Here is an 18,333-nt window from a genome sequence, read left to right as displayed (position 1 = left end):
AGAAGGCCCCTGTCGCGATGGGACCGCCTCCTCGTGCCTGCCTCTTCATGACCCCCGCCCGCGTGCCGATGTCGGTTCCCCTCCTGCTCGAACACGTTCACCGGGATCCTTGCCCATCGGCCCACGGGCCAGTCATGTCGAATCCTCAACGGCCGGGTGTTCGGCCACTGTTGTGTCGCTGCTCGCGAGGCGCCTGACATCTCGGACGGCACCGTCCGCGCCGCCGGAAAGTCACGCGGCGGGCCGCCGGTTCGAGGCCGTGATCGACCCGGGGCCCGCGTCCGATCCGGTCCCGGACTCCGGGCCGAGATCCTGCGGTACGAGGCCGCCGGAACGCCACTGACGCCTCCGCCTACGCAGCCGTCACCTGCCGATCGTCACTCCGGCGATCGGAGACCGGACCGTGCGGCCGGTACCGAGGGCGCCGGTCGCGCCGGCCGTCCCGACCCCACGCGCCCGAGGGACGGTGACCGCGGACGGTGGGCCCATCCACCGACTCCCTTCTGTCGACCTCGCCGTAGCCGCCGAAGGGGTATGGCCATGGGTCCCGGACGCCGGGGTGCGCGGAGATACGCCTGCCCGCGGCTTGCGAAAACTGGCCGGAATGCACGGGTCGCTCGCCGGCGAACTGCGGGGGCTCACCAGGGTGGTGCGGTGCCACGGCCGCGGTGGGCTCGGGAACCGCGGCCCGGCCTACTTGCCGGCGACTCCCTTCGTACCGATGTGGAAGATCTTGTGGCCGCCGTCCATGTCGACGACGAGCCTGGTCGTCTCGCCGCCGCCCCAGGTGAGGGTGACGACGGCTTCGGTGTAGTCCGCGGTGCCGTTGTCGGTCACCTTCCACGCGAGCGGGACGTTCTGGGCACGCAGGACGCCGTTGGCGTGCTCCTTCGCCTCCCAGGCCGCCAACTCCTTCTGGAAGCCGGCGCTGAGGTAGTGCCCACGCAGCGCGTTCGCCAGCCTGCCGCCGTCGTCCGCGTCCGTCACCGCGTCGATGTAGGCGCCGTAGAAGTCGGCGATGCGGGTGACGTTGTCGGACGGCTTGCCGCTGACGGAACGCGGTGCGCCGGCGGAGGCCTGGGCCGTGACACCGAGGCCGAGGGCCAGGGCGAGGGCCGCGGCCACGGCCGTGCGGCGGGTGGTGGTGCGGCGGGTGGTCGTGTTGCGGTTCATGTGTGTTCCCCGTTTTCGTGCGTGGTCTCGTACGTGCTGTGGTCGATGTCGGTGCGGGCGTGCGGTCATGCGGTGGTCGAGGTGCGGTGGTCGAGGTGCGGGCCGCCCTCCCGACCCCCGTGACGAGAGGGCGGCCCTGGTCTTCTTCGGTGGTCGCGCGACGGTCGGTGGTCGCGCGACGGTCAGCGGAGCTTGGTGACGGCGGCCGTCGTCGTCTTCTTGAAGGCCTTGACCGGCGCGTCGTCGAAGCCGCCCATCTGGCCCCAGTCCACGACCGTCACGGTCCGGCCGTCCCGGCCCACGGAGAGGAGGCTGATGTCGGTCGCGCCCCAGGAGGTCTCGGTGTGCAGGCCGTGGACGTGGGCGCCCTCCTCCACGGGCAGCGTGCCGTAGTCCCTGCCGGTGGCCTCGATCTCGGGGTCGGCCGCCTCGATCCGCGCCGGGCAGGACGTGATGTCCTTGTTCAGCGCGGAGACCAGGGACTTCGCCGAACCGCTGTCCGGCAGGACGACGGTGATCTGCCGGGCGTTCGTCTCGAGGTCGGTCCGGAAGTCGCGGTACCACACGTTCTCGTGGCCGGGCAGTGCCCGCAGACAGGTGTCCCCCTCAAGGTCCTCCGGCTCACCGCGGGTGACCTTGCCGGCCGTCCAGGACGAGGTGGGGTGGGGCGGCAGGTCCGCGGCCGAGAGGAAGCCGGGCCTGCTCGTGGCGGCGGCCGCCGGTTCGGCGAGCGCGGCGCCCAACGTGAGGCCCGTGATGGCGAGTACGGTGAGCGCTCCTGCTCGGGTGCGCTGTGACATGGGTGTCCCCCGTGAATGAGTACGTGGTGTGGGATGGCGCCCCGGCGGCGGATGGTCGGTCCGGCCCTGGTCGGTGCGACACCAAGAGCATCAGCCGTCTCCGGGGCCGGCCGCAACCGTCCCCGCCCGATCGGCCACGGTGGAACCATCCCAGGCCATCTGACGTGCAGGTATAGGGAGTGCCTGGGATACCTTCCCGGCCCGACGAACACGGGGGAACGGTGTCTGGCGGGGACGACGTAGCAGAGTTCGCGGCACGGCTGAGAGAACTGAAGGACCGCACGGACCGCAGTTACGGCTCGCTGGCGCGGCGCCTGAACATGAACACCTCGACGCTGCACCGCTACTGCTCGGGCGACGCCGTGCCCCTGGACTTCGCTCCCGTGGAGCGGTTAGCCGCGTTCTGCCAGGCGACACCCGGGGAACGGCTCGAACTGCACCGCCAGTGGCTGCTCGCCGTGGCGTCCCGCCAGCGCCCACGAACCGCCGACGGCGCCACGGGCAGCGCGGCGACCGACCCCACCGATCCGGCGCACAGCGGCGCGCCGCACGAGGGGACGCCGAAGACGGAGGAGCGGACACCGGACCCGAGTGAGGACGTGTCGGGCGCGGGTGAGGACGTGCCGGGTGCGGGTGAGGACGTGTCAGGCCCCGGTGAGGACGTGTCAGGCACGTCGGCCCGTCGGCCCTGGTACCGCCGTCGGCAGACCCTGCTCGGTGCGGCCGTCGCGACCGTGCTCCTGGCGACGCTGGGCACCCTGTCGGCCCTGTCGGCGGACCGTCCTCCGGCCGACACCGTGAGCACCGCCCCCGACCGGACCCCTACGACGACGGCCACGGACGGGTCCAGCCACCCCGCGCCCATCCCCCGCAGCCCCTCCCCCAGCGCCTCGCCCAGCCGCTCCTCGACCTCGTCGCCGCCGGCCTCGCCGTCAGCCGAGGCGCGGGTTTCCCCGACTCCCGGGAAGAAGGGCGGCCCGTCGGCGGCCGCGCGGGGCGACGCCCCCGCGTCCGACGCCCAGCCTCTCGCCTGGACGGCCGACTCCCAGGTCTGGAACATGGGTTGCGGCCACGACTACGTGATCGACAAGACGCCGCAGCAGGTCCCGCCGCCCCCGGTCCAGCAGGACGCCGGCACGTGGGCGGCGACCCAGGACGCGGTGCACGGCCACGAGACGATCGTGCGGATCTCGGTGCAGGGGCGGTCGTCCACGGCCGTGGTCCTGGACGCGCTGCGGGTCCGCGTCGTCGGCCGTGCCGCGCCCGCGTCCGGCAACGCCTTCGCCATGGACCAGGGCTGCGGCGGCGAGCTCACGCCGAGGTCCTTCGCCGTGAACCTCGACGCCGACCGACCCGTCGTGCGCTCGCTCCCCGGCGCCGACAGCGAACACACCATCCCCGCCGTGCACTTCCCCTACCGGGTCTCCGCCGAGGACCCCGAGGTGCTGCTGGTCAACGCGCAGACCGACACCTGCGACTGCCAGTGGTACCTGGAACTCGACTGGTCCTCCCAGGGCCGCTCCGGCACGATCCGCGTCGACGACCACGGCCGCCCGTTCCGCACCAGCGGCATCAAGGGCCTGCCCCGCTACATGTACGACACCTCCGGTCGGCGTTGGACGCCGTACGCGTAGAACCCCCGCTCACGCCTCCCAGACAGCGGCAGCCGTACGGTCGTCCGCGTACCCCTTGACCCTGACCTGGGCGTCGGCGAGGAACGCGGCGAGGCCGGGCGGGGTGGGGTCGGACCATCGGCCGGTGAGGTACTCGCCGAGCTCCGGCTCACCGCGCAACGGCTCGGCCAGGCCTGAGGTGCACATCAGGAGCGTGTCACCGGGGCGGGCGATGGAGGCGCGGAAGCGGAAAGGTTCACGTGGGGGTTCCGGGGCCGGTTCGTAGGGGCTCGGAGGAGTCGGGATGCCCAGGTCCATGGTCAGGCGGTCACCCTCGGGGGTCTCGGCGGGCGGTGAGCCGAAGCCGACGACCGGCTCTCCGGTGACGTCGAGGACCGGCGGCTCGATGTCCTGCCAGACGCCGTCACGCAGCCGGAACAGTCCACCGTCTCCGATGCCGAAGAAGACGCGGGTGCGGCAGTCGGGGTCGGCGGGCAGCAGGAGGCAGCGCAGAGTGGCGGCGTATTCCTCGGGGGCGATGCCCTGTTCCGCGGCGCTGGCGCGGAGTTTGCCGAGGCTGCGGTCGGTGAGCCGGTGCAGGCCGGACTTCAGGTCGCCGCGCCGGCCCGCCCTGATGTCCTCGGCGAGCCGGGCGTGGCTGCGGCCCACCGCCCTGCCGATCCAGTGGCAGGCCTCGGCGGCCGCGCGGTGGGCGCCGGGGGTGGCGCGGGCACCGGTCGCCATGGCGACCAGGACCAGGGCGCGCTCGCCCGTTCCGAAGCGGGCGGTGAGGAGTGAGTCGCGTCGGGGCTCGCCACGGAACCGCGCGGAGTCACCGCGCACGGACGCCGCACGCAGTGTGCAGGCCCCGTACCGGGCACCGTCAAGGACGGTGTCCGCGACCAGCTCGTCGAGACCGTCCGGGTCGGCCGGGGGCAGCGCGGTGGGCTCGGCCTCGTAGGTGGGCGGCCCGGAGCCGACATGACCGACGGGCTCGGGAGGAACGAGGGGGATGTCGACACGGGTTCCCCGCGCGGCGCGAGCAGTGTCCGGGCCGGGAACCTGACCGGGCTGCTCCCGGCCGAGCCCTGGAGAATCGTCCCGCAGCGAACCGGCTCCGGTGTTCGTCGCGGCGGACGGGGGGTTGTCGGCGGCGAGGGGCGAGCCTCCGACGGCGGGCGACGCCTTCGCGGCGTCTCGCCCCGGGCCGGCAGGGGTGGCGGGTCGGGCGTCGGTGGGGGCAGGGGTCGGGGGGCGCGGCGGGCCCCACGGGGCGCCGAGGGGTGGGGTGCCGAGAGGTGGGGGGTCGGCGGTCGGCGACACCTCCGCGGCGTCTCGCTCCGGACCGACCGAGGTGGCGGACCGCGCGTCGACGGGAGCGGGGCCGGGGCCCGGAGCGGGGACGCCCGGCGGTCCCCACGGGAGGCCGTGAGACGGGGGGTAGGCAGGGGGTGGGGCGTCACCGGCGTGGGTGGCGCCCGGCGATTCCCAGGGCCGAGGCTGCGGCGCCCGTCCGGGGAGGGGTGGAGCGTCCGGGATGTCGGTCGCGGGTACGTCCCGGTCCGGTCCGGCGTCGGGGATGGTGTCGGGGCCAGTACCAGTACCGGTGCCGATGTCCGGGTCGCTCCCGATGTCGGTGTCGGTGTCGCTCGCTTCGGCCGGAGCAGGTCCGGCGGCCCCCCGGGTGGGCGGGTCCGTCGGGAGCGGGGGCGCGAAGGGGGGCGGAGGCGGCGGGGGTGCCGTGGGGAGCGGGGGCGTGCCCGGCGGGACGGTCGCGGCACCCGGGGGCGGGTCGGGCGGCGGCTCCCCGGGGGCGCTCGGCGACTCGGGCGGTTCGGCGCTCGGGGCCGGCACCGCACGCGCGGCGGGCCCGGTCCCCGGCCCGCCGCGTTCCAGGAGCCCGCCCGGACCGGACCGCGGCGCCGGGATCGCGTCCTGGGGCTCCCCGCGGGCTCCGGACCGTCCGTCCACCGCGTCCGCCGCTGAGGCGAAGCGGTCGTCGAGGGAGTCCGGTGTGGGCGTGGGGCGCGTGTCGTCGGTGGAGTCGTCGTACAGCTGGCCCCACCAGTCGTCCTCGTGACCGGTGGGCTTTCCCCCCTGCTGGCTCATGCCGCCAATTGTCCACCGCACGGGCCGTATGAAAACGGGGCATCCGGAAAAACCGGTACGGCGCACCACCGCGAACGGCGGATCGAGCCCCGGTGGTCTGCGCCTTCGCCGGTACTCCGGCACCCTGGACAGATGGGAGTGGTGGACCTCCTGCTGGTCGGTCTGGTCATCCTCCTCGGCGTGGGCGGCGTGCTGGTGCCGGGGGTGCCGGGGTCGTGGCTGGTGTGGGCCGCGATCATGTGGTGGGCCCTGAAGGATCCGCAGCCCCTCGCCTGGGCCGTCCTCGTCGGCGCCACGGTCGTCCTGTTCCTCTCCCAGGTCGTGCGCTGGTCCCTGCCGCCACGACAGCTGCGCGCGAGCGGTGCCACCCCGCGCATGGCCGTCTACGCCGGCGTCGGGGCGTTCCTCGGCTTCTTCCTGGTCCCCGTGCTCGGCGCGATCCCGGGCTTCATGGGCGGCATCTACCTCGAGGAACGACTCCGGCTTGGCCGGCACCGCGAGGCGAGGGCCGCCCTGCGCACGGCGATGCACTCGGGCGGCTCCAGCGTCCTGGCGGAGCTGTTCACCTGTCTGTTGATCATGGGGGCGTGGCTCGGAGCGGTGTTCTGGGGCTGAGCGGCCGCCCCGTCAGAGGACTCCCTCAAGGGTGAGCAGGCTCGTCTTGCGCTCCAACCCGCCCGCGTACCCCGTGAGGGAACCGCCGGCCCCGATCACCCGATGGCAGGGCCGCAGGATCAGCAGCGGATTGGCGCCGATCGCACCGCCGACGGCCCGTACGGCGGCCCGGGGCGCACCGATCCGCGCCGCGATCTCGCCGTACGTGGTGGTGGCCCCGTACGGCACGGTGTCGACGGCGGCCCAGACCCGCTCCCGGAACTCGCTGCCCGGCGAACTCAACTCCAGTTGGAACTCCTTGAGTTCCCCGGCGAAGTAGGCGGCGAGCTGTTCCTCGGCGGCCCGGAAGTGACCGGGGTCGTGCCGCCAACCCTCCTGGACCGTACGGCCGTTCTTCTGTCCGGGCACGGACAGCGAGGACAGCGCTCCGGTGGGACCGGCGGTCAGCAGGAGCGGCCCGACCGGGCTGTCCAGGGTGGTGTATCGGGTATCGATGGTCATGGGTACTCCAACTCCCCTGCTGCGCGCAGGTGTTGCAGGGCGTATGAGCGCCAGGGGCGCCAGCTGTCGGGGACGTCGGACCCTGGCGGTGCGACGTCGGGATCGCCGAGGGCGCGGGTGCGGATCGCGGCGACGGCGGGGGCGCCCAGACCGGGCAGGGCGAGCAGTGCGGCCTGTGCGTCGTCCCGGTCGGCGCCGGGGTCCAGTCGTACGGCTCCGTCGGCGAGCGCCGCGGCCAGCGCGCCCGCCGGTCCGGTCGGCTCGGCCTCGGCGAGGACGGCCGGCTCGGGAAACACATGGGTGAGCGGGCCGCAGGGGGCGTCCAGCGCCTTCCCGTACCGCCGGACCAGCTCCGCGGCCTGCACCCGCCCGACCAGGGTCCGCATCGCGAACTCCTCCGGATCCGCGGTTCCCGGCGACCGCAGTCCCGGTCGGGCGGCGACCAGCGGGGCGAGCCGTTCGTCGGCGCCGAGCCGCTCGTCCACGGCGTACGGATCGGCGTCGAGGTCGAACAGTCGTCGTAGCCGCTGGACGGCGGTGGTCAGATCACGGTGGTCGGTGAGGTGCAGACGGGCGTCCAGCCAGCCGCCCGGGTGGGCGCCGGACGCGGACCGTGCCGCACCCGTCCGCTCGTCGACGGCGACGATGCCGGTGCCGTGCGGGAGCCGCAGCGTACGCCGGTACGTCCGCCGTCCGCGCGTCCCGCTCACGGTCTCGACGCCCGCCACGGCCTCCGCCTCCAGCAGGTCGAACACGGCCCCGGCCTGGTAGGGGCCCCGGTGGGCGAGCCGCAACGGTATCCCGGCGGTCGGCGTGGCCGTACGCCGGACCGTGCGGTCCGCTCTGGGCGCGGTGGTGGTCCGCAGCTCGCTGGGAGTGGCCGCGTACACCTCCCGCATGGTGTCGTTGAACTGCCGCACGCTGGCGAAACCGGACGCGAACGCGATCTGGGTGATCGGCAGGTCGGTGGTCTGCACCAGCACGCGGGCGGTGTGCGCCCGCTGGGCGCGGGCGAGGGCGACCGGTCCGGCGCCGAGCTCGGTGGTGAGCTGCCGTTGCACCTGCCGCGCGCTGTAGCCCAGCCGCGCGGCGAGTCCGGCGACGCCCTCCCGGTCGACGACGCCGTCGCCGATCAGCCGCATGGCCCGGCCCACCACGTCCGCCCGTACGTTCCAGTCGGCGGAGCCGGGCACCGCGTCCGGACGGCACCGCCGGCAGGCCCGGAATCCCGAGCCCTGCGCGCCGGCGGCCGTCGTGAAGAACCGGACGTTGTGCCGCTTCGGCGTCACCGCCGGGCAGCTGGGGCGGCAGTAGATCCCGGTCGTCACGACGGCGAAGAAGAACTCCCCGTCGAACCGCCCGTCCCTGCTGCGCACCGCTTCGTACCTGGTGTCCTCGTCCATCACGCCCTCCAGTGTCGACGACGCGATGGGACCCCGGCTAGCGGAAATCGGACGTGGACTTGTCGGGCGTGAGGGCCCCGCATCCGATGTCCGATCTGCTCCGTAAGCCGTCAGACGTCAGCCGTCAGCCGACCGACCCCGGGCTCCCTACCCCCAGCGCCCCCTCTTCGCCTCCATCGCCGCCTTGCCCTCGGCTCCCTTCCGCTTCCAGTCCTTCCTGATCTCGGCCCGGAGCCTCGCGTCGGTCTTGGCCACGATCCGCTGGTTCTCCCGGATGAGCTTCCGGTAGCTGTCCAGTCGCCGCTCGCCCAGCTCGCCGGAGGCGATCGCGGCGAGTACGGCGCACCCCGGCTCGCTCTCGTGCGCGCAGTCATGGAACCGGCACCGTGCGGCCAGCTCCTCGATCTCGGAGAACACCTGTCCGACGCCGGTCTCAGCGTCCCACAGTCCGACGCCCCGCAGTCCCGGGGTGTCGATCAGGACACCCCCGGTGGGCAGGGCGAGCAGGTTGCGGGTGGTCGTGGTGTGGCGGCCCTTGCCGTCCGCGTCCCGGGTGGCCCGGACGTCCATCACGTCCTCGCCGAGCAGGGCGTTCGCGAGCGTTGACTTGCCCGCGCCGGACTGCCCGAGCAGCACGGACGTACCGCCGCCGACGACGGCGACCAGGACGTCGAGTCCGTCCCCGCCCATGGCGCTGACCGCCAGCACGGGCACACCGGGCGCGGTCGTCTCCACGTCCTGGACGAGGTGGGCGAGGGTCGCCGCTTCCGGTACGAGGTCGGCCTTGGTCAGCACGACCACCGGCTGCGCCCCGGATTCCCAGGCCAGCGCGAGGAACCGCTCGATACGGCCGAGGTCGACCTCGACGGCGAGCGACACGGCGACGATCGCGTGGTCGACGTTGGCCGCGAGGATCTGCCCCTCGGACCGCTTGGAGGAGGTGGAGCGTACGAAGGCGGTACGGCGCGGCAGATACGTCCGTACATAGCGCGGGTTTCCTCCGGGCTCGACGGCGACCCAGTCGCCGGTGCACACGACCCGCATGGGGTCGTGCGGGGTGACGAACGCGGTGTCCGCCCTGACGATCCCGTCGGCGGTGATCACGTCGCACTGCCCACGGTCGACCCGGACCACCCGGCCGGGCAGCAGCCCTTCGGACAGGTAGGGGGCGAACTCGTCCGCCCATGCCTCGTTCCAGCCGTAGGGGGCGAGCGCGGAGAAAGCAGAGAAAGCAGAGAAAGCTGATGTGGAAGACAAGGGGAACCCTTCACAGGGGGCGGCCCCGGCACGCGCGTGGAGACGCGCGGAGGTGAGGAACGGTCAGCCGGAAGCCACGGAGGTGGAGTGGATGAACTTCTGGTTGCGGGCAGCGCCCATCACAGAGACAGCCATCGGTCACACCTCCCGTTCCTCACTCAGTCGACGCCAGCGGCGGACAGCCACGGCGTGAAGTGGACCTCACATTAGAGGCGCGCGCATTCGAGCGCCACCGATTTTCTGGCGGTGTCACAGGTTGTCGGTCGTGTGCATGCGTTGCGGCCGCGGCCCGCCAGGCAGCATCGCAGAGCAGGTGGCTTCGCGGCAGGCTGTCCGTCCGCAGACTGCCTACGGCGCCGTCCTCCGTGCGGGCCCGTTGTAGCGGGCGGACGTCCCGAACTCCTCGTTCTGTCGGACGGTGCGGATCGCTGAGCGTGGCGTTCCGCCTGCAGTTGGGCCCATGTCGTCCGGGGCCCGTTCATGCATGATGACGGGATGAATAGCGGTCAGCGCTTCCACGTCATCGTGCTGTCAAACTTCGCGAAAGGCTTCGACAAGTACGCGTTCGCTTATGGCAAGGCGGGGATTCCGGAGAGCACCTATCCCGACCGGTTCCACCTGCTGACCCGTGCGGAGTTGCGCATCGGCATCGGCAAGGCGGGACGCCTGCTCGACCGTCTGGCCATTCCGGGCGACCGGCTGCTGGTGCTGGAAACCATGGTGGACCCCGACACGTTGGTGCCCAACGTGTCGACCGGCCTCGGCATGGAACTCCACGAGGCTCGCATCCGGTTGTCAGCAGTCCACGAACTCGACAAAGCAGGCGACGAGTTCACTCTGCGCCCGACAACCGTCGAGGATGCGATGGCGGCCTCCCTGCATCTGCACGAATCGGCACAGCGTCGCTACGCCGACACGCGACCGCGCTCGGTTTCGCTTCTGCCGGTCGCCTCCGCCTGCCAAGCCCGGTGTTCGTTCTGCTTCTCCTCGGCTTCGATCTCCAGCGACCAAGCGCCGGCACGGGTCCCGTGGGACGCGGTCGCCCACTGGCTGGAGCGCGCCCGCGCGGCGGGTGCCGAGCGTGCGGTGATCACCGGCGGCGGGGAGCCCACGCTCATACCGTTCGAACAGCAGCTGCGACTGGTGTCCGCTTGCTCGGCGGCCTTCCCGAAGGTCGTCCTGATCACCAACGCGCACACCTTGGCGAAAGGCCGGCACGCTGACCGGGCCGGCCGCCTCGCAGCCCTGAGCGCCGCGGGCCTGAGCGTGCTGGCGGTCTCCCGGCACCATCAGGACGACGCCGTCAGCGAGCGGCTGATGATGCTGCGCACGCCGGTGAGCTCTGTGATCGACACCTGGCGCGTGGCACGTGACCGCTGGCCGGGCCTGCGGATGAGGCTGATCTGCGTGCTCCAGCACGGCGGTGTCGCCGACGCGGCAGGCGTCGCCGACTACCTTTCGTGGGCCGCGGCTCTCGGTGTCGAGGAAGTCTGCTTCAAAGAGCTCTACGTATCCACCAGCACTGAGTCGCTCTACTTCGACCGCGCCGCCAACGTCTGGAGCCGAGAGCACCAGGTCTCGCTGTCCATGGTCACCCGATTCGCCGGGCAGCACGGCTTCGAACTGGCGAGCCGCCTGCCCTGGGGCGCGCCGGTCTACCACGGCAGCTGGGACGGACGGCCGATGCGGATCGCCGCCTACACCGAGCCCAGCCTGCTCTGGGAACGCACCAGCGGGATCGCACGCAGCTGGAACGTCATGGCCGACGGACGCTGCTACGCCTCCCTGGAAGACCGGGCCAGCGAGATCGTGCCGGAAGGCGCGACGGCATGAGGTTCGACGAGTTCCAGGAATTCCGGCAGCGGCAACTCAGTGCTTCCTCGTCGCTTCTGGACGCCGCCGAGACCAACGTGTACCGGGCGCTTGCTCCGATCCGACCGGAACCGCCGACCGACATGAGTACGGTGCACCGGTGCGATCTCGCCCGTGCCTGGCTGCGGCGCTTCGAGCTGCCGGAAGAGTGGTCCGGCCACGCCATGGTCTGTCGAGGGGTCCGGCACGGGCTCGGTATGGTGTTCCACCGGCTGCGCGCCGTGGAAGCGCGGTTGTGGCTGCCCAGCGACGTGTACCCGGTCTACTTCGAGCTGGCCCGCGCCGCGGGACTGGCGCCCGCGTCCTATCCGACGTTGCCGGCGCCGGCCCTGCCGGGGTCACCGGCGGACCACCGGCCCGAATACCTGCTGCTCGCCAACCCCAGCAAGCCGCTCGGCCGGTACCTGTCCGATGCCGAGTGCGCCGCGGTGATGTCGTGGTTGCGGGAATCACCACGCCGCCGCCTGCTGATCGACAGCGTCTACGATCTGGGAACCCCGTTCGCTGCCGGCACACGGCGATTGCTGGACACCGGTTGTGCGGTCCTGCTGCATTCGGCCACAAAGGGATGGCTGTGGCCACGCACGTTCGGCGTGGTCCTGCTGGGTCCGGCGCAGGCCGAATTGACCGAAGCGTTCCGGGCGGATCCGCCGACGTCGACACAGCTGAGGCTCGCCGACCGTCTGCTGACCGAACACAGCGACGTGCCCCGGCAGGTCGTCGACGAACTGGCCGCACGGGCTGAGCGGCTGTTCGCACGGTTGCCGGACGAAGTGCTCGGGGCGATTCCCACGGCGAGCCGGACTTGTCCCGGCAACTACTTCTTCCCGGTCGAAGCCCCGGCGGAGACGCTCCGGCGCGAGTGCGGCGTGCTCGCCATGCCGGTCAGTGTGTTCGGGGAGAGCAACTGGCCCGGCTCCATCCTGACCAGCCTTGCCGACGCTTTCGGCCCGACGCCGGCGGTGGCACGATGAAGCCGCTGGAGGACCTGGCCGTACACGACGATGCGGCTACGACCAGTCGGGACCCTGGTTCGGCGTTTTCGTCGGCCGCGAAGGACCGACTCCACCACTCCCCGGGCGCTACTTCTTCGTGCAGCCGTGCCCGTTCAGGGTGAAGTCGTACCCCGGGGAGTTCTTGCCCTGCCAGGAGGCGAGGAAGCCGAAGGAGAGGGAGCCGTTGGCGGGGACCGACTTGTTGTAGTCGGCGGCGGTGGCGGTGACCCGGGAGTCGTTCTGGGAGAAGCTCGCGTCCCACATCTGGCCGACCTTCTGGCCGTCGTGGAAGGACCAGCCCACCTGCCAGGAGTCGAGGGCCTGTTCGGAGGTGACGGTGATGGTGGCCTGGAAGCCGTCGGGCCACTGGTTGACCAGGTCGTACCGGACGTCACAGGCCACGGCTTCGCTCGGGCCGGGTTCGGGGTCGCCGGTGGGGGCGGCGGACGAGGCCGTGCCCTGGGCCGTGGCGCCGGGGTTCTTCGCCTGGGACTTCTTGGGTGTGGGCGTCGTCGCGGGGGCCGACGACCTCGGTGAGCTGGTGGAGCGCGCCTCGGTGGACGGGACGGACGGGCCGGGGTCGGCCACCGGCTGACGGTCGGTGTCGCCGGAGGGTGCGGCGCCGTTGTCGGTGCCGCCCGGCATCATCGACACGGCGAGTGCCAGCAGGGACACCAGGACGGCCGCGACGAGGAGGCCGTTGCGCGCGACGCGGGCCTTGTGGGCGCCGGGGTTCGGCGGCGCGCCGTCACTGTCGGCGGGGCCCGGGCGACCGGCGCCGAGCCGCACCTCGGCGGCCCGTCGGCGACGTTCGAGGTAGGCGAGGCCGCCCCAGCCGATCACCCCGCCGGCCAGCGCTCCGGGCAGTCCGCCGCCGTGCAGCCGCAGACAGGCGGCGGCCTCCGCGCAGTCCACGCACCGGGCGAGGTGCCGGGAGAGGTCCTTCGGGGTGTCGGCGGCGGGCGACCGGGTCACCGCGTCGAGCAGCCGGGCGTAGCTGCGGCACTGCGGGTCCATCGGGGTGTCGAGGTGGGCGCGGTGGCAGCGGTCCCGGAACAGGCCTCGTACCTGGGCGAGTTCCTCGTCGGCGAGAGCCGGGTCCAGGCCGAGCCGACGGGCCACCACGGGCAGCGGCAACGCCTCCACCTCGGCCAGCCACAACAGGGCGGCGTCCGGTTCCTGGAGGTCACGCAGGCCGCGCAGGGCGAGCGGGCGGCTCAGCGGGGGGCCGGTGTAGCGCGCGGCCTTCTCGGAGTTGAGCCACAGCCGCAGTTCGGGGTCCAGCATGTGGCCCTGTCCCTGGATCTCCCAAGCGGCCGCCGTGTTGCGTACGGCGGTCAGCAGCAGCGGGATCCTGGGCAGGCGGGCCGGGCGGCGGCCGGTGCCGCGGGCGGGAGCGGACTGCGCCTCGCGTGCCTCGCGCATGCCCAGGGAGAAGGCCTCGGTGGCCAGCTGGGTGGCCGCGGTGGAGCCGGACGTACACAGGTCGGCGTAGGAGAGCACGGCATCCCAGCACTCTGAGAACAGCGCGGCCTCGGCGGCGTCCTGGGGAGTCGGCAGGTCGGACATGGGTCTCCTGCGTTCACAAGCGAGGTCAACTCGCCTTACCGGCAAAGGAGTTGGGGGAGCCTCACGGCAGGAGAAGAGCTTTTCACGTCTGCTACACAACTGACAAGCTGGCTATTCAAATTCCCGCGGACCAGCGCTCCCTCGAGATATACGCACGGCAGGACGAGAAGTATCAATGCCGGGGCCGACGGATTCCGCGGCCCCGGCAAGTGAACTACCGCTCTTCGACTTCCCTACACCTCGACCGGCTCGTCCGCCGAGAGGCTGTCCATGAAGGAGCTCACGGAGAAGACCGCGCGGCCGGGCCCGGGCGGGCCGTAGCCGGGGGGCGAGGCCAGGCCGAAGTCGTCCATGGTGGCGCGGTAGGCCTCCAACAGCCGGATGTGGTACTCCAGCGGCGCGCCCTGCGGGTTGGCCTTGCCCAGCGGGGTCGTCGGCTCGGGGCACCAGGTGGTGAAACGGGGCGTGATGCCGTGCGACATGAAGAAGCGCAGGCCCTCGGTGGTGGACGCGATGGCCTCGTCCACGCTGGTGAAGCCGGAGGGCTCGGCCATCTCCACGCCGGCCACGAAGTTGGGGATCACATTGCGGGCGCCGAAGACGTCGGCGGAGTCGAGGATGCGCTTGTGCCACTCGTCGCGGCCGACGTAGCGCTCCTTGCCCGGGCAGTACAGCTCGAACAGCCGGCGGTCCCACACCTCGAAGTTGGGGTGGTAGATCTGCACGCCGTAGTCCTTGAACCGCTGCACGTCGTCCTTGGGCAGCGCCTGCGCGACGACCTTGCCGATCCAGCGTCCGGGGAAGCGCTCCTCGATGGCCTTGGCGTAGTGGCCGTAGAAGTCGGCCTCGTCACGCCCGGCGACCGTCTTGGTGATCGCGCCGCCGGTGAGCGTGTAGGCGGTGGACGCCTTCGCGGTGTCGTACCGGTCGATGATCTCCAGTGCTTCGAGGACCTCCTCGACGTCCTTCACACCGGTGTACGGCCGCCCCGCCGCCTTGTGCTGGCGCCAGTTGTGGTTAATGTCGCAGTACTGGCACTCCTCCTTGGCGCCGAAGTACTGGCAGACCCGGAAGACGGTGAGGTAGATCAGGTAGCCCCACTGGATGGTCGGGGCGACCTCCATCACCGACTTCCCGTTCGCGAGGGTGTGCCGGTAGTACTCCGGCATCGGCGGCACCCCGACGTCGGAGATGCGCTTCCCGTCCAGGTAGAGCCCGAGCACGCCGTCCTCGTCGGCCGCGACCCGGTAGGGCGATGCCGGGTTCACGCGCACCGAGACGACGGTCCGCCGAAGGTCGTACGGCCCGCCGGTCAGGATGATCTCCTCCGGGGGCCGGCGCAGCGCTGCCTCGCCGAGCTCGGGCAGGGTGCCGTGGTCGAAGGAGAAGATGAAGTACGACTTCGGTTTGACCTCGCCGCCCTCGTTGTCACTGAGGGCCGAGGCATCGAAGGCCACTCCGCCGCGGAGCAGATCCTCCTTGAAGACGGCTTCCCGTGGTACGTGCGGGAACCTCTCCATCAGATCCTCGACCAGCGCGGTGCGGCTGCCCATCCTGTGTCTCCTCCCGGATCGGACGTACGACTCCTCACGGTATGCCCTCGCTGGGGCATCGCCGGTGCCGGGGCCCCTCGCGCCGGACATCGCCCCCGCGAGAACGCCCCCGAACGTGGCGGGGGGCCACCCGGGAGGGCGCCGGCCCTGCGCCCGAGGTACCTTCCACCTGTGCGTGGCCTGCTTCTCGTCAGGCCGGATTCTCGACAGGGAGGGGCCGCGGGATGACCGAGACGGTGACCAACTGGGCCGGCAACATCACCTACACGGCCAAGGAACTGCACCGGCCGCACTCGCTCACCGCGCTGGCCGCCCTGGTGGCCGACAGCGCGAAGGTGCGGGTGCTGGGCAGTGGGCACTCCTTCAACGCGATCGCCGAGCCGGGCGCCGACGGGGTCCTGCTGTCGCTGGCCGCGCTGCCGGCCGAGGTCGACGTCGACTCGGCGGCCCGCACGGTACGCGTCGGCGGCGGCGTCCGGTACGCGGAACTGGCTCGGCGGGTGGACGGGGCCGGGTTCGCGCTGCCGAACATGGCGTCCCTGCCGCACATCTCGGTGGCCGGTTCGGTGGCGACCGGTACCCACGGCTCGGGCGTCGGCAACGGTTCGCTCGCCGCGGCCGTGCGTGAGGTGGAGATCGTCACGGCGGACGGGTCCACCGCGGTCATCGGGCGGCAGGACGAGCGCTTCGCCGGTGCCGTCACGTCCCTGGGCGCCCTCGGTGTCGTCACGGCGCTCACCCTCGACCTGGAACCCGCCTTCGAGGTCGAGCAGTACGTGTTCACCGAACTGCCCCTCGCGGGGCTGGACTTCGAGACGGTGGCGGCCGCGGCGTACAGCGTGAGCCTGTTCACCGACTGGCGGGCGCCGGGTTTTAGGCAGGTGTGGCTCAAGCGGCGCACGGACCAGCCGGCGCCCGACTTCCCGTGGGCGGCGCCGGCCGTCGAGAAGCTGCATCCGGTGCCGGGGATGCCGGCCGTCAACTGCACCGAGCAGTTCGGGGTGGCCGGGCCGTGGCACGAGCGGCTGCCGCACTTCCGGGCCGAGTTCACGCCGAGCAGCGGTGCCGAGTTGCAGTCGGAGTACCTGCTGCCGCGCCGCCACGCCGTCGGCGCGCTGGACGCGGTGGACGGTGTCCGGGACGTGGTCGCCCCGGTGCTGCAGACCTGCGAGGTGCGGACCGTTGCCGCCGACGCACAGTGGCTGAGCCCCGCGTACGGACGGGACACCGTGGCGCTGCACTTCACCTGGGTCGAGGACACCGCCGCGGTGCTGCCGGTGGTGCGGCGGCTGGAGGAGGCGCTGGACGCGTTCGACGCGCGGCCGCACTGGGGGAAGGTCTTCACCGTCCCGGCTCATGTGCTGCGCTCGCGGTATCCGCGACTGGGCGACTTCCGGGAACTGGCGGGGGCGCTCGACCCGGAGGGTAAATTCGCCAACGCCTTCGTCCGGGACATTCTCGCCGGGTGACTTTATAAAGCCCCTTTCCTAACCCCTTGTCGAAAAGTCCCGGCAGCCCATAGCCTTGCGCCGCGCCGGTGCAGATGCCGTCCCGGCCTGGTCTGGAAGGGATGGGGGCGACACCGGTGAAGCGCACATCACGTGACATCCGCACCGCGAACCGCTACGAGGTGCTGCGCCAGATCATCGCCGCGTCGCCCACCTCCCGGCAGGAGCTGGCCGCCGCCACCGGCCTGAGTCTCGCCACGGTGGCCACCCTCGTCGGCGAGCTGCTGGACCTCCGGATGATCACCGAGGTCGGGTTCGAGGACTCGGCGGGCGGCCGGCCCCGCGGCCTCGTCGCCGTCAACGCCTCGGGCGGCGCGCTGATCGGTGTCGACATCGCGGAGACGTACGTCCATGTCGAGCTGTTCGACCTCGGGCTGAACGTCCTGGCCCGCGCCGACGAGGACGTACGCCCCGGCGAGAGCCGCCCCGAGCAGGTGGTCGGCCACGTGGTCGCCGCCGTCGGCTCGGTGGTCGCACAGGCCGGGATCGAGGGCGCCCGGGTGCTCGGCGTCGGGGTGAGCGTGCCGGGACAGGTGGACCGGGCCACCGGCATCTCGGAGTACGCGCCCAACTGGGACTGGCACGACGTACCCCTGCTCGACCTGCTCACCGAGTACATCGCCTACCCCCTCTACCTGGACAACCCGCTGCGTGCCTGCGCGGTGGCCGAGCTGTGGTTCGGGGCGGCGCGCGGACACGGGAACGCCGTGGTGGTGAACCTCGGGACCGGGGTCGGCGCCGGACTGGTGCTGGGCGGCGGGCTGCACCGGGGCGTGAGCAACAGCGCCGGCGAGTGGGGCCACACCACGATCGTCCTGGACGGACGACCGTGCCGGTGCGGCAACCACGGCTGCGTGGAGACGTACGTCGGCGCGCCCGGCATCATGCTGAACCTGCGGGAGCGCGCCCCGGACAGCGCGCTGCTGCACCCGGAGGACCAGACGGCCACCATTGACGCGCTGGCCCGGGGGATGGTCGAGCGCGACCCGGTGGCGATCGAGGTGGTCCGCGACACCGCCCGTTACCTCGGCGCCGGCATCGCCGACCTGGTGAACGTGTTCAACCCGGAGGTGGTCGTGCTCAGCAGCTGGGTCGCGGCCACTCTCGGCGAACCCCTGGTCGCCGAGGTGCGCGCGGCGGTGGCCCGGCACGCGCTGCCGCGGCCGATGGCCGCCACCGAGATCGTCCTGTCCCCCATCCCCTCCGACCCGGCATGCCTGGGCGCCGCGACCTTCGCGCTCGAAGGGGCTCTCCAGTCGGTGGGCCAGCGTTCCGCGAAACGCGCCCCGGCCGCGAGGGGCCGCACCGCACGGCCCGCTTGACCTGACGCCTCACGGCGGCTCGCCACCCCGTGACGTTCGGCAT

General features: G+C 72.2%; 14 protein-coding genes. 6 read left to right on the top strand and 8 right to left on the bottom strand.

All coding sequences use genetic code 11. From position 1 onward, the window contains the following. Nucleotides 1-693 precede the first annotated feature (693 nt). Together ACFYRY_RS28555 and ACFYRY_RS28550 are read right to left on the bottom strand one after the other, a co-directional pair. Nucleotides 694-1,173, bottom strand: coding sequence for a hypothetical protein (locus ACFYRY_RS28555; RefSeq protein WP_389151590.1), 480 nt, complete (start codon nt 1,171-1,173; stop codon nt 694-696). 182 nt (nt 1,174-1,355) lie between these two features. After that, nucleotides 1,356-1,973, bottom strand: a complete 618-nt coding sequence (locus ACFYRY_RS28550; protein WP_389151587.1) for a hypothetical protein — start codon at nt 1,971-1,973, stop codon at nt 1,356-1,358. A gap of 221 nt (nt 1,974-2,194) precedes the next feature. On the opposite strand from ACFYRY_RS28550, the gene ACFYRY_RS28545 reads away from it, so the two are divergent. Beyond that, the gene (locus tag ACFYRY_RS28545; RefSeq protein ID WP_389151585.1) at nt 2,195-3,607 is read left to right on the top strand and encodes a helix-turn-helix domain-containing protein; all 1,413 of its coding nucleotides are present in this window, start codon (nt 2,195-2,197) and stop codon (nt 3,605-3,607) included. A gap of 9 nt (nt 3,608-3,616) precedes the next feature. Here the strand turns inward: ACFYRY_RS28545 and ACFYRY_RS28540 are convergent, their stop codons facing one another. Continuing rightward, complete coding sequence (locus tag ACFYRY_RS28540; RefSeq protein WP_389151583.1) at nt 3,617-5,695, bottom strand: protein phosphatase 2C domain-containing protein; 2,079 nt, start codon at nt 5,693-5,695, stop codon at nt 3,617-3,619. Nucleotides 5,696-5,827: 132 nt separating this feature from the next. Between ACFYRY_RS28540 and ACFYRY_RS28535 the strand changes: the two genes are divergently transcribed. Next, a complete protein-coding gene (locus tag ACFYRY_RS28535; protein ID WP_389151580.1) occupies nt 5,828-6,310 on the top strand; it encodes a DUF456 domain-containing protein in 483 nt (160 codons plus the stop codon). A 12-nt stretch (nt 6,311-6,322) separates the two neighbouring features. Here ACFYRY_RS28535 and ACFYRY_RS28530 read toward each other — a convergent pair whose 3' ends face one another. The 3 genes from ACFYRY_RS28530 to rsgA form a co-directional block, all read right to left on the bottom strand. Beyond that, nucleotides 6,323-6,811 carry a methylated-DNA--[protein]-cysteine S-methyltransferase gene (locus ACFYRY_RS28530; protein ID WP_389151577.1) on the bottom strand — a complete coding sequence of 163 codons (489 nt, stop codon included), beginning with the start codon at nt 6,809-6,811 and terminating at the stop codon, nt 6,323-6,325. Beyond that, a complete protein-coding gene (locus tag ACFYRY_RS28525) occupies nt 6,808-8,214 on the bottom strand; it encodes a DNA-3-methyladenine glycosylase 2 family protein (protein ID WP_389151668.1) in 1,407 nt (468 codons plus the stop codon). The genes ACFYRY_RS28530 and ACFYRY_RS28525 overlap by 4 nt, the downstream gene beginning before the upstream one ends. Nucleotides 8,215-8,361: 147 nt before the next feature. Further along, nucleotides 8,362-9,471, bottom strand: coding sequence for a ribosome small subunit-dependent GTPase A (gene rsgA / locus ACFYRY_RS28520; RefSeq protein ID WP_389151575.1), 1,110 nt, complete (start codon nt 9,469-9,471; stop codon nt 8,362-8,364). A gap of 495 nt (nt 9,472-9,966) precedes the next feature. Here rsgA and ACFYRY_RS28515 point away from each other — a divergent pair, with 495 nt between their 5' ends. Both ACFYRY_RS28515 and ACFYRY_RS28510 read left to right on the top strand, forming a co-directional pair. Then, a complete protein-coding gene (locus ACFYRY_RS28515; protein WP_389151572.1) occupies nt 9,967-11,304 on the top strand; it encodes a radical SAM protein in 1,338 nt (445 codons plus the stop codon). Then, nucleotides 11,301-12,317 carry an aminotransferase class I/II-fold pyridoxal phosphate-dependent enzyme gene (locus ACFYRY_RS28510; protein WP_389151569.1) on the top strand — a complete coding sequence of 339 codons (1,017 nt, stop codon included), beginning with the start codon at nt 11,301-11,303 and terminating at the stop codon, nt 12,315-12,317. The genes ACFYRY_RS28515 and ACFYRY_RS28510 overlap by 4 nt, the downstream gene beginning before the upstream one ends. Nucleotides 12,318-12,425: 108 nt before the next feature. On the opposite strand, the gene ACFYRY_RS28505 is transcribed toward ACFYRY_RS28510, so the two are convergent. Both ACFYRY_RS28505 and ACFYRY_RS28500 read right to left on the bottom strand, forming a co-directional pair. Continuing rightward, a complete protein-coding gene (locus ACFYRY_RS28505) occupies nt 12,426-13,907 on the bottom strand; it encodes a cellulose binding domain-containing protein (RefSeq protein WP_389151566.1) in 1,482 nt (493 codons plus the stop codon). A 233-nt stretch (nt 13,908-14,140) separates the two neighbouring features. Then, nucleotides 14,141-15,460, bottom strand: coding sequence for a radical SAM protein (locus tag ACFYRY_RS28500; RefSeq protein WP_389151563.1), 1,320 nt, complete (start codon nt 15,458-15,460; stop codon nt 14,141-14,143). Between the two features lie 224 nt (nt 15,461-15,684). Between ACFYRY_RS28500 and ACFYRY_RS28495 the strand changes: the two genes are divergently transcribed. Next, nucleotides 15,685-16,929 (top strand): FAD-binding protein, encoded by a 1,245-nt coding sequence (locus ACFYRY_RS28495; protein ID WP_389151560.1) that lies wholly within the window; start codon nt 15,685-15,687, stop codon nt 16,927-16,929. Between the two features lie 101 nt (nt 16,930-17,030). Continuing rightward, the gene (locus ACFYRY_RS28490; RefSeq protein WP_389151557.1) at nt 17,031-18,290 is read left to right on the top strand and encodes an ROK family transcriptional regulator; all 1,260 of its coding nucleotides are present in this window, start codon (nt 17,031-17,033) and stop codon (nt 18,288-18,290) included. Nucleotides 18,291-18,333: the final 43 nt, after the last annotated feature.

This window comes from Streptomyces sp. NPDC005263 (assembly GCF_042872365.1).
Taxonomy (GTDB): Bacteria; Actinomycetota; Actinomycetes; order Streptomycetales; family Streptomycetaceae; genus Streptomyces.
The sequence above is the reverse complement of the archived record's forward strand: the minus strand, read 5'-3'. Positions and strand labels throughout refer to the sequence as shown.

Excerpts from the sequence above, each read along its gene's own strand:
- ACFYRY_RS28510 (WP_389151569.1), top strand. The coding sequence starts at position 11,301 with ATGAGGTTCGACGAGTTCCAGGAATTCCGGCAGCGGCAACTCAGTGCT.
- ACFYRY_RS28490 (WP_389151557.1), top strand. The coding sequence starts at position 17,031 with ATGGGGGCGACACCGGTGAAGCGCACATCACGTGACATCCGCACCGCG.
- ACFYRY_RS28525 (WP_389151668.1), bottom strand. The coding sequence starts at position 8,214 with ATGGACGAGGACACCAGGTACGAAGCGGTGCGCAGCAGGGACGGGCGG.
- ACFYRY_RS28555 (WP_389151590.1), bottom strand. The coding sequence starts at position 1,173 with ATGAACCGCAACACGACCACCCGCCGCACCACCACCCGCCGCACGGCC.
- ACFYRY_RS28495 (WP_389151560.1), top strand. The coding sequence starts at position 15,685 with ATGACCGAGACGGTGACCAACTGGGCCGGCAACATCACCTACACGGCC.
- ACFYRY_RS28530 (WP_389151577.1), bottom strand. The coding sequence starts at position 6,811 with ATGACCATCGATACCCGATACACCACCCTGGACAGCCCGGTCGGGCCG.
- ACFYRY_RS28540 (WP_389151583.1), bottom strand. The coding sequence starts at position 5,695 with ATGAGCCAGCAGGGGGGAAAGCCCACCGGTCACGAGGACGACTGGTGG.
- ACFYRY_RS28505 (WP_389151566.1), bottom strand. The coding sequence starts at position 13,907 with ATGTCCGACCTGCCGACTCCCCAGGACGCCGCCGAGGCCGCGCTGTTC.
- ACFYRY_RS28550 (WP_389151587.1), bottom strand. The coding sequence starts at position 1,973 with ATGTCACAGCGCACCCGAGCAGGAGCGCTCACCGTACTCGCCATCACG.
- ACFYRY_RS28500 (WP_389151563.1), bottom strand. The coding sequence starts at position 15,460 with ATGGGCAGCCGCACCGCGCTGGTCGAGGATCTGATGGAGAGGTTCCCG.
- ACFYRY_RS28535 (WP_389151580.1), top strand. The coding sequence starts at position 5,828 with ATGGGAGTGGTGGACCTCCTGCTGGTCGGTCTGGTCATCCTCCTCGGC.
- ACFYRY_RS28515 (WP_389151572.1), top strand. The coding sequence starts at position 9,967 with ATGAATAGCGGTCAGCGCTTCCACGTCATCGTGCTGTCAAACTTCGCG.